The sequence below is a fragment of the Pseudomonas sp. B10(2017) genome, assembly GCF_002113295.1.
Taxonomy (GTDB): Bacteria; Pseudomonadota; Gammaproteobacteria; order Pseudomonadales; family Pseudomonadaceae; genus Aquipseudomonas; species Aquipseudomonas pudica.
The window spans coordinates 98,172-112,015 of the sequence record NZ_NEJU01000009.1; the positions used below are offsets into that span (position 1 = coordinate 98,172).

The 13,844-nt window shown below is 63.6% G+C and carries 14 protein-coding genes; 7 read left to right on the forward strand and 7 right to left on the reverse strand.

Translation table 11 applies throughout. From position 1 onward, the window contains the following. Positions 1-24: 24 nt before the first annotated feature. Complete coding sequence (locus tag CAF92_RS13305; protein ID WP_085601095.1) at positions 25-921, forward strand: response regulator; 897 nt, start codon at positions 25-27, stop codon at positions 919-921. Positions 922-1,119: 198 nt separating this feature from the next. Continuing rightward, positions 1,120-2,016, forward strand: coding sequence for a M23 family metallopeptidase (locus CAF92_RS13310; RefSeq protein WP_046613710.1), 897 nt, complete (start codon positions 1,120-1,122; stop codon positions 2,014-2,016). 34 nt (positions 2,017-2,050) lie between these two features. On the opposite strand, the gene CAF92_RS13315 is transcribed toward CAF92_RS13310, so the two are convergent. The 3 genes from CAF92_RS13315 to phoB all read right to left on the reverse strand — a co-directional run bounded on the left by CAF92_RS13315 (position 2,051) and on the right by phoB (position 5,610). Further along, positions 2,051-3,391, reverse strand: coding sequence for a hemolysin family protein (locus tag CAF92_RS13315; RefSeq protein ID WP_013974815.1), 1,341 nt, complete (start codon positions 3,389-3,391; stop codon positions 2,051-2,053). A gap of 173 nt (positions 3,392-3,564) precedes the next feature. Next, positions 3,565-4,872: a phosphate regulon sensor histidine kinase PhoR gene (gene phoR / locus CAF92_RS13320; protein ID WP_046613709.1), complete on the reverse strand. Its 1,308-nt coding sequence runs from the start codon at positions 4,870-4,872 to the stop codon at positions 3,565-3,567. A 48-nt stretch (positions 4,873-4,920) separates the two neighbouring features. Beyond that, positions 4,921-5,610 (reverse strand): phosphate regulon transcriptional regulator PhoB, encoded by a 690-nt coding sequence (phoB, locus tag CAF92_RS13325; protein ID WP_003253341.1) that lies wholly within the window; start codon positions 5,608-5,610, stop codon positions 4,921-4,923. Between the two features lie 172 nt (positions 5,611-5,782). Between phoB and CAF92_RS13330 the strand changes: the two genes are divergently transcribed. Next, positions 5,783-6,154 carry a hypothetical protein gene (locus CAF92_RS13330; protein WP_085601096.1) on the forward strand — a complete coding sequence of 124 codons (372 nt, stop codon included), beginning with the start codon at positions 5,783-5,785 and terminating at the stop codon, positions 6,152-6,154. A gap of 119 nt (positions 6,155-6,273) precedes the next feature. Here the strand turns inward: CAF92_RS13330 and ubiA are convergent, their stop codons facing one another. Beyond that, positions 6,274-7,164 (reverse strand): 4-hydroxybenzoate octaprenyltransferase, encoded by an 891-nt coding sequence (gene ubiA, locus CAF92_RS13335; RefSeq protein WP_015272345.1) that lies wholly within the window; start codon positions 7,162-7,164, stop codon positions 6,274-6,276. Next, positions 7,164-7,721, reverse strand: coding sequence for a chorismate lyase (locus CAF92_RS13340; protein ID WP_085601097.1), 558 nt, complete (start codon positions 7,719-7,721; stop codon positions 7,164-7,166). Before CAF92_RS13340 ends, ubiA begins: the two co-directional genes overlap by 1 nt. Before the next feature lie 186 nt (positions 7,722-7,907). Here CAF92_RS13340 and CAF92_RS13345 point away from each other — a divergent pair, with 186 nt between their 5' ends. The 4 genes from CAF92_RS13345 to CAF92_RS13360 all read left to right on the forward strand — a co-directional run bounded on the left by CAF92_RS13345 (position 7,908) and on the right by CAF92_RS13360 (position 10,249). Further along, positions 7,908-8,075: a rubredoxin gene (locus CAF92_RS13345; RefSeq protein ID WP_003253349.1), complete on the forward strand. Its 168-nt coding sequence runs from the start codon at positions 7,908-7,910 to the stop codon at positions 8,073-8,075. 16 nt (positions 8,076-8,091) lie between these two features. Then, the gene (locus CAF92_RS13350) at positions 8,092-9,240 is read left to right on the forward strand and encodes an NAD(P)/FAD-dependent oxidoreductase (RefSeq protein WP_085601098.1); all 1,149 of its coding nucleotides are present in this window, start codon (positions 8,092-8,094) and stop codon (positions 9,238-9,240) included. Between the two features lie 186 nt (positions 9,241-9,426). Then, on the forward strand, positions 9,427-9,726 hold the full coding sequence (locus tag CAF92_RS13355; protein WP_013974808.1) for an HU family DNA-binding protein: 300 nt from the start codon (positions 9,427-9,429) through the stop codon (positions 9,724-9,726). 148 nt (positions 9,727-9,874) lie between these two features. Beyond that, positions 9,875-10,249, forward strand: a complete 375-nt coding sequence (locus CAF92_RS13360) for an SCP2 sterol-binding domain-containing protein (RefSeq protein WP_085601099.1) — start codon at positions 9,875-9,877, stop codon at positions 10,247-10,249. A 34-nt stretch (positions 10,250-10,283) separates the two neighbouring features. Here the strand turns inward: CAF92_RS13360 and CAF92_RS13365 are convergent, their stop codons facing one another. Beyond that, the gene (locus tag CAF92_RS13365; protein ID WP_085601100.1) at positions 10,284-11,687 is read right to left on the reverse strand and encodes an aminoacyl-tRNA deacylase and HDOD domain-containing protein; all 1,404 of its coding nucleotides are present in this window, start codon (positions 11,685-11,687) and stop codon (positions 10,284-10,286) included. Between the two features lie 78 nt (positions 11,688-11,765). Next, positions 11,766-13,844, reverse strand: a complete 2,079-nt coding sequence (gene recG, locus CAF92_RS13370) for an ATP-dependent DNA helicase RecG (RefSeq protein ID WP_085601101.1) — start codon at positions 13,842-13,844, stop codon at positions 11,766-11,768.

Consider the following 13,844-nt stretch of genomic DNA (forward strand, 5'->3'; position numbering starts at 1 on the left):
AGTCGGGATTCAGAAGGAGTATCGATGAGTAAAGTGAATGTGCTGGTCGTGGATGACGCCCCGTTTATCCGTGACCTGGTCCGCAAATGCCTGCGCAATGCCTTCCCGGGCATGACCATCGACGACGCCGTCAACGGTCGCAAGGCCATGGCCATGCTGGGCAAGGAAGCGTTCGACCTGGTCCTGTGCGACTGGGAAATGCCGGAAATGTCCGGTCTGGAGCTGCTCACCTGGTGCCGCCAGCAGCCGGAGTTGAAGAGCCTGCAGTTCATCATGGTGACCAGCCGAGGCGACAAGGAAAACGTCATCCAGGCGATTCAGGCGGGCGTTTCCGATTTTGTCGGCAAGCCGTTCACCAACGAGCAATTGCTGACCAAGGTGAAAAAGGCCCTGACCAAGATCGGCAAGCTCGACAGCCTGATGGCCAGCGGCCCGGCACGGGTCAACTCGGCGTTCGCCAATGACTCGCTGAATGCGCTGACAGCCGGCAAGCCTGAAGCGGTGAAAGTCACGGCTCCAGCGCCGGCGCCTGCACCCGCCAGGCCAGTGGCCAGTGCCCCCCGGCCCGCCGCTCCAGCGCCGACCGGCCGTGGCCAGGGCCAGTTGCGGCTGGCCGGCGGCATGCAGCCGTGCGTGATCAAGGCGCTGAGCTTGAAAGAGGCCTTGCTGGTGGTGCGCCGTGGCGAAGCGCTGCCCCAGGTGCTGGAAGGCGCGGTGCTGGACCTGGAGCAGGGCGAGAACGCCGAAGTCGCGCGGCTGAACGGCTACCTGCATGCCGTAGCGGCATTGGAACCCAAACCCGACAGTGACTGGTTGCAACTGACCTTCAAGTTCGTCGACCAGGATGCCCAGAAGCTCGACTACCTGTCGCGGCTGATTGCCCGCGGGACGGCGCAGAAGCATTTCACCCCGGGCGCCTGAGTAATGACTACTGGCCCCAGCGTCGGCAAGCCAGCACCCACAGGTACAGCGTCAATCTTTGGCCTTGTGCATTTCCTGTGGGAGCTGGCTTGCCGGCGATGGGGCCAGTCCTGTTGACGCCATCCGACCAACTGTCATACCCGCCACAAATCCCCCTGCTAGGCTTCGACAAATCATAACTGTCAAAAAGCCACTATCATGCCCGCCCGCCTGCTGCTGTTCTGTGCATTGCTCATGGCCTCGGCGTCGAGCCTGGGCATGACCATCTACGAGATCACCGATGACGGCCGTGTGACCTCCTATTCCGATCGGCCCGGCCCCGGTGCCAAAACCTTTGTGCGGCGCGTGCCCATGGTCGAGGTGCCCGAAGGCCAGGTGCTGCTGAACGCGATAACCTTCAACGGCGGCGTGAGCTTTTCGGCCCGCAACCAGATGCATGTGCCGGTGGAGGTGGAACTGCGCCTGGACAACCTGGTGAACGCTCAAGGTGGCAATGCCCCGCGTACCGTGCGCCGGGTACTGCCGCCGCGCACCACGCAAATGCTAAGCGTGCTCAGGGGGCGGCCCGGGATGCTGCTGAACTACCGCTCGACCCTGCTGCAGGCCATGGGCGACCCGGGCAAGCGGCCTCAAGGCTTCCGCTATGCATTCCCCTGGATCGGCGGGCCGTTCCGCGTGACCCAGGGCCCCAATGGCCGGATCAGCCATTTTGGGCCCAAAGGGCGTTATGCCATGGATATCGCCATGCCCGAAGGCACCACAATCGTTGCGGCGCGGGAAGGGGTGGTGGTGAAGACGGAGAACAGCCAGAGCGGGCGCGGCCCCAACCCGTCGGGCAATTTCGTCAGGATCCTGCACCCGGACGGCACCATGGGCGTATACCTGCACCTGATGCGCGGTTCGGTGGTGGTGGCGGAGGGGCAACGGGTGCGGCAGGGGCAGATGCTGGCCAAGTCGGGCAATACCGGCAACAGCACCGGGCCGCACCTGCATTTCGTGGTACAGCGCAACGTGGGGTTGGCGCTGGAGTCGATACCTTATCGGTTCGACAGACCGATCAGTGGGTTGCCTGATTTCACTGCGGGTAACCCTTGAGGTTGCCGGGGCTGCAAAGCAGCCCCATGGATCCTCAATCCAGCTTGAGTACCTTGGCCAGCACGATCTTCGGCCCTTTCATCTTCTTGATGATGATGCGCAGACCTTCGACCTCGAGCACTTCCTCTTCTTCAGGCACGCGCTTGAGGGTCTCGTAGACCAGCCCGGCGAGGGTTTCCGCCTCGATATGGTCTAGGTCGACGCCCAGCAGACGCTCGACCTTGAACAGCGGCGTGTCGCCGCGCACCAGCAGCTTGCCCGGCTGGTAGGCAAGGATGCCGCGCTCGGTCTTGCGGTGTTCGTCCTGGATGTCGCCTACCAGCACTTCCAGCACGTCTTCCATGGTCAGGTAGCCAATCACCTTGCCATCGGCTTCCTCCACCAGTACGAAGTGCGCACCGCCCTTGCGGAACTGCTCCAGCAACTGCGCCAGCGGCATGTGCCGCGACACGCGCTCCAGTGGCCGAGCCAGGTCGTCGAGGTCGATGGTTTCGGGCAGGTGCTCGAGTTCGGCCAGCTCCAGCAGCAGGTCCTTGATGTGCAGCAGGCCGGTGAACTCCTCACGCTCGGCGTCGTACACCGGGTAGCGGCTGAATTTGTGACGGCGCACCAGGGCCAGGATCTGCTTCAACGGCGCATGGGCATCGATGCTGACCATGTCCTCGCGCGAGTTGGCCCAGTCGACTACTTCCAACTCGCCCATTTCCACGGCCGAGGCCAGCACGCGCATGCCTTGGTCGCTCGGGTCCTGGCCACGGCTGGAGTGCAGGATCAGCTTGAGCTCTTCACGGCTGTAGTGGTGCTCGTGGTGTGGGCCGGGCTCGCCCTGGCCGGCAATGCGCAGGATGGTGTTGGCGCTGGCATTGAGCAGGTAGATGGCCGGGTACATCACCCAGTAGAACAGGTACAGCGGCACGGCGGTCCACAGCGACAGCAGTTCGGGCTTGCGGATGGCCCAGGACTTAGGCGCCAGCTCGCCGACCACGATATGCAGGTACGAGATGACGAAGAAGGCGACGAAGAACGAGATGGCCTTGATCAGCTCGGGCGTGTCCACGCCCAGGTAGGCCAGCAGCGGCTCGAGCAGGTGGGCGAACGCCGGTTCACCGACCCAGCCCAGGCCCAGCGAGGCGAGGGTGATGCCCAGCTGGCAGGCCGACAGGTAGGCGTCGAGCTGGTTGTGTACCTTGCGCAGGATGCTGCCACGCCAGCCATGCAGCTCGGCGATGGACTCGACGCGGGTGGCGCGCAGCTTGACCATGGCGAACTCGGCGGCAACAAAGAAGCCGTTGAGCAGCACAAGAAGCAAGGCAAAGATGATCATGCCGAAATCGGCGAATAACGAGGTGAGGCTGATACCAGGGGAAGGGTCCATGATGGAGTTTTTACGGGGTCCGTCTTCGAGATAGAGAGAAAAAAAGTGCCAGCTCTTGCTGGCACAGGGGGTCCAATGTAGCGGCTGGGGCCGTAAAAGCAAAGGGTGGCGGACTTATTGCGGTCCTTGTGGGAGCGGTCGTGCCCGCGAAGGGCTGCGCAGCAGCCCCGATCTCAAGCCTTGCCGTTAGCCAATTGTGCCGGCGCGAAGTGACAGGTAAAGGTACTGCCATGCCCCGGCACGCTGCTGATCTCCAGCTTGCCGCGGTGGCGCATAAGCACATGTTTGACGATCGCCAGCCCCAGCCCGGTGCCGCCGGTATTCGAGGCACGGCTGGAGTCGACCCGGTAGAAGCGCTCGGTCAGGCGTGGCAGGTGCTTGGCATCGATGCCCACCCCCGAGTCCTGCACCGACAGGTGCGCGCCCTGAGCATCGGCCCACCAGCGAATACGGATGCTGCCTTCGTCCTGGGTGTACTTGACCGCGTTGAACACCAGGTTGGAAAAAGCACTGCGCAGCTCCGACTCGCTGCCTTTCAGCTGTACGCCGGGCGCGGCTTCCAGGGTGATGCGCTGGTTGCGGGGCCCGGACAGCGCCTGGGCGTCGTTCTTGATCGCGGCGAGCAAGGCATCGACCGCCACTGGCTGGTTGTCCGACGGGTAGTCGGTGGCCTCCAGCTTGGCCAGCAGCAGCAGGTCGTTTAGCAGCGTCTGCATGCGCGAACCTTGCTGGCTCATCTGCTGCAGGGCTCGGCTCCAGCGCGGGTTCACGTCTTCGACGTTGTCCAGCAAGGTTTCCAGATAGCCGGTGATCACCGTCAGTGGTGTGCGCAGCTCGTGGGATACGTTGGCGACGAAGTCCTTGCGCATCTGCTCCAGCTGGTGGATGCGTGTCACATCGCGCACCAGCATCAGGTGCTCGTTGTTGCCGTAGCGGGTGATGTGCAGCTGTACGCGCATGCGGTCGTTGATCGGCGAGGGGATTTCCAGCGGCTCAAGGTAGTTCCCTGCCTCGAAATATTCCTTGAAGCGCGGGTGGCGCACCAGGTTGGTCACCTGCTGGCCGCCGTCCTGTGGGGTCTTGAAGCCCAAGAGGGTTTCGGCGGCGCGGTTCCACCATTCCAGGTTGCCGTCGCTGTCCAGCATGATCACCGCGTCACGCAGCGCGGCGGTAGACTCCTGCACCCGGTCGATCACCGCCTGCAGGCGGCCGCGCACGCGCTGGTCGCGGCGTTGCAGGTGGTAGATGCTGTCGAACACCTCGCCCCACAGGCCGTAGCCATCGGGCGGTGCTTCGTCGGGTTGGTGGTTGCGCAGCCAGTCATGCAGGCGCAGCAGTTGCTTGAGGGTCCAGCCCAGGTAGAGCGCCAGGCCGATGGCCAGGCTCCAGCCATAGTAGCCGCTGACCAGCCCGCCGATCAGGCAGACGGTTATCAGCAGCAGCAGGTGGCGAATCAGGGTCGCGTGCCAGTTCTGGTTCAATTGACGGTCCTTGTACAACGACGTGCAGCTTGGCGCTTTTCAGCTCGATCAGCTCTTGGTCGAGAAGCGGTAGCCGGTGCCCCGGACGGTTTGTACCAGATTTTCGTAGGCTTCACCCAGCGCCTTGCGCAGGCGGCGGATGTGTACGTCGACGGTGCGCTCTTCGACATAGACGTTACCGCCCCACACCTGGTCCAGCAGCTGGCCACGGGTGTAGGCGCGCTCCTGGTGGGTCATGAAGAACTGCAGCAGGCGGTATTCGGTAGGGCCCATTTCGGCTGGCTTGCCGTCGATGGTCACGCGGTGGCTGATCGGGTCGAGCAGCAGGCCGCCGACTTCGATCGGTGCCTCGCTATCGCTTGGGCCGGTGCGGCGCAGAACGGCTTTCAAACGGGCGACCAGTTCACGCGGCGAGAACGGCTTGGTGATGTAGTCGTCGGCCCCCACTTCCAGCCCTTGGATCTTGTTGTCCTCTTCACCCTTGGCGGTGAGCATGATGATCGGGATGTCGCCGGTCAACTCGTCGCGCTTGAGGCGGCGGGCCAACTCGATGCCAGAGGTGCCCGGCAGCATCCAGTCGAGCAGGATCAGGTCCGGTTTGCGGTCGACGATGATCGCGTGGGCCTGTTGGGAGTTTTCCGCTTCCAGGCAGTCATAGCCGGCCATTTCCAGGGCAACGGCGATCATCTCGCGAATCGGTGCTTCGTCGTCGACGATCAGAATGTTCCTGCCAACCATGCTCAAAACCTCTCCTGGATACGGTGTCTTGGCCCGCATTAGATAACGGAATTATTGCAGCTGTGTGACAGGGTGTTGGCCGTTCTGGCGACATTCCATGACTGAACTAGGCTTGAAAGGGCCGTAGTTGTGGCAATCAGAACTTAAACCCCCCGAAACAATGGTGAATCCAATGACACGACAAACGCTGAGCTGGATGGCCCTTTTCACTGCGCTGGCGCTCCCGGGGGTGGCCTTGGCCGACCATGCGATGGAGAAGGGCGGCATGTTGGTCGATCATGCCGGCATGACCCTGTACACCTTCGACAAGGATGCGGGCGGCAAGTCGATGTGCAATGGCGAATGCGCCACCAATTGGCCGCCGCTGATGGTCAAGGCCAATGACGAACCGGCCAAGGATAAGTGGACAGTGGTGATGCGCGATGATGGCAGCAAGCAGTGGGCCTATGACGGCAAGCCGCTGTACACCTTCATCAAGGACAAGAAGGCCGGGGACAAGACCGGCGATGGTGTGAAGGATGTCTGGCACGTTGCCAAGCCTTGAGGTCCCGGGGCCGCTTTGCGGCCCATCGCCGGCAAGCCAGCTCCCACAGGTTATGTGCAGGCTGTAAAGGCAGCGCTGTACGTGTGGAAGCTGGCTTGTCGGCGATAGGGCAATCAGCCTTAACGCAATGCGTAATCCAGCACCACACCAATGAACACCAGCATCCCCGCCCAGTGGTTGTGCAGAAACGCCTTGAAGCACGACTCCCGGTCCAGCTTGCGCGTCGACCAGTATTCCCAGGCAAAGCACGCCGCCGCGCCCAGCAGCCCCAGATGGAACCAGCCACCCAGCTCGAAGCGGCTGCCGGCCAGCAACAGGCACCCCAGCGACAGCAGCTGCAAGGTCAGGATGATGGTGCGGTCGGCGTCGCCGAACAGGATAGCGGTCGACTTCACGCCTATCTTGAGGTCGTCATCACGGTCAACCATGGCGTAGTAGGTGTCGTAGCCCACCGTCCACAGCAGGTTGGCGATATACAGCAGCCAGGCGCTGGCCGGCAGCTCGCCACCCGCTGCGGTGAAGGCCATGGGAATGCCCCAGGAATACGCCGCCCCCAGCACCACCTGGGGGTAATAGGTGTAGCGCTTCATGAACGGGTAGCAGAACGCCAGTGCCACCGCACCGAACGACAGCCAAACCGTGCGGCTGTTGGTACACAGCACCAGCAGGAAGCTCACTCCGACCAGGATGGCGAACAGCGCCAGTGCTTCGCGCGGGCGGACCCGGCCGCTGGCCAGGGGGCGGTCGGCGGTGCGTTTGACGTGGCCGTCCACCTTGCGGTCGGCAAAGTCATTGATGCAGCAACCTGCAGCGCGCATCAGCACCACACCGAGGCCGAAGATCAGCACGTTGGCCAGGGTTGGTGAACCGTTGCCGGCAATCCACACCGCCGACAAGGTCGGCCACAGCAGCAGGTAGATTCCAATCGGCCGGTCCATGCGGCTGAGCTGGACGAAGTCCCAAGCCCGTGGGTGCAGGCGGTTGAGCGACTTGAGCAGTTGCAGGTACATCAGCGGTTTTCCTCCTTGGCCGCTTGCCACAATGCTGGCAGAAACACCTCCGCCACCAGCAGGTCCAGGCCGCCACGTTCGAAGCGCGAACGGCGGCCCCACAGCGATGCGTGGGCGGCTTCGTCGGGCAGCCAGGCCTGTGGATAACTGCACACCTCGATGGGGTGGCGGATGAACGCCTGGTCGCAGAACAGCAACTCGCCCAGCGAGCGGCTGCCGAGGGTTTCGAGGTCCAGCCCGCCGCGCTCCAGGGCGCTGCGGCTGGCGACGCTGCGGGCGAATACCCAGGGTTGGCCATGGCCGCGCAGGTACACCTCGCGCACCCAGCCTTCGGCACCGGCGGCGATGCCCAGTGCCTGGCATTCGTCATCGCGCAGCGGTTGCCAGCCTTCGAACAGCGGGGTGACGGAGAAGTGGTCGTCGGACAGGCGGGTCAGGCGGCGGGTCAGCGAGCCTTCGTCGAACAGCCAGTCAAGGGTGGGCTGGTCGATGTCGGTCGCCAGCTGTGAATACGGCAGCCACGCGACAGCGGCTGCTTGCGGGGATTCGTACGACACGTCGGTCTGCTTGTTACAACCAGAGAGGCGGCGAGCTTAGCATGATTGCCCCAACTGCTTGCATACTGCCGACAGGGCCGCTACAAAGCCCCACGCATTGCGCGCCGGCTTCTTCGCGGCTTCAGCCGCGAAAGGGCCATCAGCAGCAACACAAAGCCCCAGCCTGAACCGAGGAAACCACCCCCCATGAAAAAGTGGCAATGTATAGTCTGCGGCCTGATCTACGACGAAGCCGAAGGCTGGCCCGACGACGGCATCGCCCCCGGCACCCGCTGGGAAGATGTGCCTGAAGACTGGCTGTGCCCCGACTGTGGCGTGGGCAAGAGCGACTTTGAAATGATCTCCATCGGCTAATCGAGGAAAGCACGACATGACGTCCCCTGTGGTAATCATCGGTACCGGCCTTGCGGGCTACAACCTGGCCCGTGAATTTCGCAAGCTCGATGCGCAGGCGCCGCTGCTGCTGATCACCGCTGATGACGGTCGTTCCTACTCCAAGCCCATGCTGTCCACCGGCTTTGCCAAGCAGAAGGACGCCGACGGCCTGTGCATGGCCGAGCCGGGTGCCATGGCCGAGCAACTGAATGCCGAGATTCGCACCCATACCCGCATCAGCGGCATCGACCCGGGCCACAAGCGTTTGTGGATAGGTGAAGAGGCGGTGGAATACCGCGATCTGGTGCTGGCCTGGGGCGCGCAGACGGTGCAGGTGCCGATCGAAGGTGATGGCGGTGATCGGGTGTTCCCGATCAACGACCTGGAAGACTACGCGCGCTTCCGTGCCGCCGCCGTCGGCAAACAGCGTGTGTTGATCCTCGGTGCCGGCCTGATCGGCTGCGAATTCGCCAACGACATGAGCCTGGGCGGCTTCGAGGTCGATGTGGTGGCGCCGTGCGAGCAAGTCATGCCGACCCTGCTGCACCCGGCCGCTGCCACTGCCGTGCAGGCCGGGCTGGAAGGTCTGGGCGTGCGCTTTCACCTTGGCCCGGTACTGACCCGCCTGCAGCAGGTGCCCCTGGGCCTGGAGGCGCACCTGTCCGACGGCAGCATGATCGCCTGCGATCTGGTGGTTTCGGCCATTGGCCTGCGCCCGCGTACCGACCTGGCCGCCGCCGCTGGGCTGCAGACCAACCGCGGCGTTTGCGTGGACCGCCAGTTGCGCACGTCCCACGCCAACATCTTTGCCCTTGGCGACTGTGCCGAAGTCGATGGCATCAACCTGCTCTATGTAATGCCGCTGATGAGTTGTGCCCGGGCCCTGGCGCAAACCCTGGCCGGCAAGCCGACAACGGTCGCATACGGGCCGATGCCGATCACCGTGAAAACCCCGGCCTGCCCACTGGTGGTCTCGCCGCCGCCCCAGGGTCATGAAGGCACCTGGCAGGTAGAGGGGCAGGGCAGTGACCTCAAGGTGCTCTGCCTTGATGCAGAGGGCAAGCTGCTGGGCTATGCCCTCACAGGTGCGGCCGTGATGGAGAAGCTGGCCTTGAATCGCCAGCTGCCGGCCGTGATGGCGTAAATAGCTGGTGTTCTGTCGGATTTATCCTGTTGTTGCTTGCACAATGGCCGCCCAGATACTGGCGCGGCCCCTGTGCACGTGCCATCCTCACTTCCGTCTGCCGCAGATTAGAGCCTGCGGTGCCTTGAGCGCTGCTCCCAGGGCAGCACGGCATAACAACAAGAATTCCGTCAAAGAGGCTTCACTATGCGCAAACCAGAACTCGCCGCCGTCATCGCCGAAAAGGCCGATCTGACCAAGGAAAAGGCCAATCAGGTTTTGAACGCGATTCTCGACAGCATCACGGGTGCCCTGGACAAGGACACCGTGACCCTGGTCGGATTCGGCACTTTCGAAAAACGTCATCGCGGTGCTCGTACCGGCAAGAACCCGCAAACCGGTGAACCGGTCAAGATCAAGGCCAGTAATACCGTGGCCTTCAAGCCAGGCAAGAACCTGCGCGACAGCGTCAACGCCCCCGTCAAGCCGGCCAAGAAAGGCAAGTGATCGCGCCCTGACAACACCAGTGTCAGCCAAGCGGGCGCCCCAGGGCGCCCGTTGTGCTTTCTGCAGGCAAAATGTTTCGAGCTTGCATAAATAGTCCTGGAAAAGGATAGACTGCGCGCTTTAGTCACTTTTAATTCGAGGCGCGTTGATGAAGTTCCGCTTTCTTCTCTGGGCCATGGGGCTGTTGATGGCCAGGGCAAGCCGCAACAACCCGGCGTTCCAGCAGCAGCTCAAGGGCAAGAACCTGGTGTTCCAGATGCAGACCCTGGACGGCAAGGTTGCCCGGCACTTCATCGTCAGCAACGAACGCATCAGCAGCAAGGGCGGCGCGCACCCGCAGCCGGCGTTCGCCATTGCTTTCAAGGACGCCGCCTATGGCTTTGCCACCATGCAGGCAGGTAACAAGCAGTTGGCGTTCATGCAGGGGATTCAGGACAAGCACATCCAGATCAAGGGCAACCCGGCGCTGGTGATGTGGTTCCAGGGGTTGATGAAGTACCTGAAACCGAAGAAGAAGGGCTGAAATTGTAGGGGCTGCAAAGCGGCCCCTTTTGATATCAGTGCGGTGCGTGGAACTGCGAAGCCAGCTCACGCAGCAGGCTCTCTGCCTCGAGCACCTTGTTCACTACATCCTCGGCCTTGTCCCGGGTAATCCCCAGCCGCTCCAGCAATTCGTCTGGAATCTCTTGCTGCGGCCCCGAGCCAATCCCCCGCGAGCGCAGCAGGCGGGTAGCCAGGCACACCAGGTTGGGGAACGCTGAAAACTCGCCTTCATAGGCCGGGTCGTGCTGGAAGCGCAGCGCGGTGGATAGTTCTTCCGGCATGTCCCACAGCTTCATCAACCAGGCACCGATCTGCTCGCGGCTGATGCCCAGCAGGTGTTGCTCCACGTAGGTGTGACACAGGTGCGGGTTGACCTCCAGGTGGCGGCAGATCAGCGAGAAGTGCGGCGGGAAAACGTGCGCCAACAGCAGGTAGCCAAAGTTGTGCAGCAGCCCGGCCAGGTAGGTCAGGCCGGCCTCGGGGCGCTCGGCCCGTGGCATGGCGCGGGTCAGGCCTTCGATGATCGCGGCAGTGTAGATCGACTGCTGCCAGTACGGCGTGGCCTGTTGCGGGTGGTCCTTCGGCAGGCTCAGGGTCTTGCCAAGCGCCAGCCCCAGGGCCAGGTTGATCACCAGGTCGAAGCCCAGCACACGCACGATGGCATCTTCCACCGAGCGGATCTTGCCAGGTGAGGCGTAGTAGGGCGATGCCGCCCAGCTCACCACCTGTGCTGCCAGCGCCGGGTCGGTTTCGACCACGCCGGTGATATCATCGATGCTGGCGTTGGGGTCTACCCGCAGCTTGATGATCTTTTGCGCGGTATCGGCCAGCGGCGGGATTTCGATGGTTTCTTCCAGGCGCTTCTGGATGCGCCGTGCAGTGAAGGCCTGGACGGCGTTGGTGATTTCACGGGTGTCATCATCGGGGCGGTCGAGGTTGGGGCTGATGGCCTCCACTTCCTGGCCGAAGCTGCTGGCGCTGGCCTTGGCCAGCATGCGCTTGAAGTGCGCGCGCTCGATTTCCAGCAGCAGACCGGCTTCGCCAGACTGGATAAACACGGTTTCATCGTCGAGCAGGCTCTTTTCGTACTGGCACGGCGAGCTGGTCAGCGCCGGGATGCCTGGCAGGGCCTTGAGCTGGTGTTTGTCCAGCATCTGCTTCAGGCGTGGCACCGAAACCGCGGTGAGCTTGCGCCCGGTCAGTTCGGCCAGGCGGTTGAGGTCCAGCAGCTGGCTCTGCGGGAACAGCACCATCAGGGCGCCGACCTCGTCGTCGAGCAGCACGGCCTGTACCCGCGACGTTGCCGGCAGGTGCGGATGTTCGACCACCTCGCGGTAGGCCACGCCGAGTTTGTCGAGCAGTAGCCGGATGACCGAGGGAGCGTGTGGGGTTGCGGTGTCCAGGGCAACTTCAGTCATGGTCCGTATCCACTGATTCTTTTAAACGCGAAGTATAACCAGCCTGGGCGCAGAACTGGATCCATTATGGGACTAGCGTCACACTTGGCCATATTGCTGGCCATGGCGCAGCCAGCGATCGAGCAGTGGGCTGACGTGTTCCGGCCAGCGAGCGATCAGGGCCTGGGCGGCGTCGCGCACGGCCGGCAGCAGGTCGGCGTCGCGCATCAGGTCGGCGACCTTGAACTGCAACAGGCCGGTCTGGCGGGTGCCGAGCATCTCGCCCGGGCCACGCAGTTCCAGGTCTTTCTCGGCGATGATGAAGCCGTCGTTGGTTTCCCGCATGATCCCTAGCCGCTCGCGGCCAATCTGCGACAGCGGCGGATGGTACAGCAGCACGCAATGGCTGACGGCGCTGCCACGGCCAACGCGGCCGCGCAGCTGGTGCAACTGGGCCAGGCCCAGGCGCTCGGGGTTCTCGATGATCATCAGACTGGCGTTGGGCACATCCACGCCCACCTCGATGACCGTGGTGGCGACCAGCAACTGCAGGTTGCCAGCCTTGAATTCGGCCATGATCTCGGCCTTTTCCGCCGGTTTCATGCGCCCGTGGATCAACCCCACCCGCAGCTCACCCAGGGCACTGCCCAGCTCCTCGTATGTGCTTTCGGCGGCTTGGCAGGTCAGCTCTTCGGATTCTTCGATCAGGGTGCACACCCAATAGGCCTGGCGCCCTTCGGCGCAGGCGGCGCGTACCCGCTCGACCACTTCGAAGCGACGGCTGTCGGCCACCAGCACGGTGTTCACCGGGGTACGCCCGGGTGGCAGCTCGTCGAGCACCGAGGTGTCCAGGTCGGCGTAGGCGCTCATGGCCAGGGTTCGAGGAATTGGCGTGGCGGTCATGATCAGCTGGTGCGGGCATAATTCCCCGGCCACGCCCTTCTTGCGCAGGGCCAGGCGTTGCTGCACGCCAAAACGGTGCTGTTCATCGATGATCGCCAGAGCCAGGTGCTTGAACTTCACCTCCTCCTGAAACAGCGCGTGGGTGCCGACTACCATTGGCGCACCGTTGGCGATCTGCTCCAACGCGCCTGCCCGGGCCTTGCCCTTGAGCTTGCCGGCCAGCCAGGCCACTTCGATGCCCAACGGTTCGAGCCAGCGCTTGAAGGTGATGTAGTGCTGTTCGGCGAGGATCTCGGTGGGTGCCATCAAGGCCACCTGGTAGCCGGCTTCCAGCGCCTGCAGCGCAGCCAGGGCGGCGACCACGGTCTTGCCGGCACCCACGTCGCCCTGCACCAGGCGCATCATCGGCTCGTGCTGGCTGAGGTCGTAGGCAATTTCGTTGGCCACCCGCTGCTGCGCGCCGGTCGGCTGGAAGCCCAGATTGGCCAGGTACTGCGCCTGCAGGCGCTGGGCCTTGGGCAGCACCGGCGCGCGCAGGCTGCGCAGGCTTTCGCGCAGGCGTTGCTGCGACAGCTGGTGGGTCAGCAGTTCTTCGAAGGCCAGGCGGTGCTGGGCCCAGTGCTGGCCTTCGGCAAGTTCGTCGAGGTCGGCGTCGGCCGGCGGGTTGTGCAGGTAGCGTATGGCATCGTCCAGCGGCGCCAGCTGGTAGTCCCGGGCCAGCTCTTCGGGCAGCCAGTCCGGCAGGCTGCGCGGGCCGAGCAGGCCCAGGCTCTGCTGGCACAGCAGGCGCAGGCGTTGCTGGGTAAGGCCTTCGGTGGACGGGTAGATCGGCGTCAGGGTCTGCTCGACCGGTGGCGGCGGCTCGTCGCCGTTCAGCGCACGGTATTCCGGGTGGTAGATTTCCAGGCCCGAAGCGCCGGGGCGGGCTTCGCCGTAGCAGCGCAGGTGGGTACCGCGCTTGAGGCCTTCCTTCTGCGCGTTGCTGAAGTGGTAGAAGCGCAGGCTCAGCACGCCACTGCCGTCACCCAGGCGCACCACCAGGCTACGGCGCTTGCCCATGGTTACGTCGGCGCCGCTGACCACGCCCTCGATCACCGCGTCCTGGCCAGGGCGCAGTTGGCCTATCGGCACCACGCGGGTGCGGTCCTGGTAGCGCAGGGGCAGGTGGAACAGCACGTCCTGCAGGTTCTCCAGGCCGACCTTGGCGAGTTTCTCCGCCATGGCCTCGCCTACCCCCTTGAGTACCGTGACCGGGACCTTCGACAGCTCACTCAT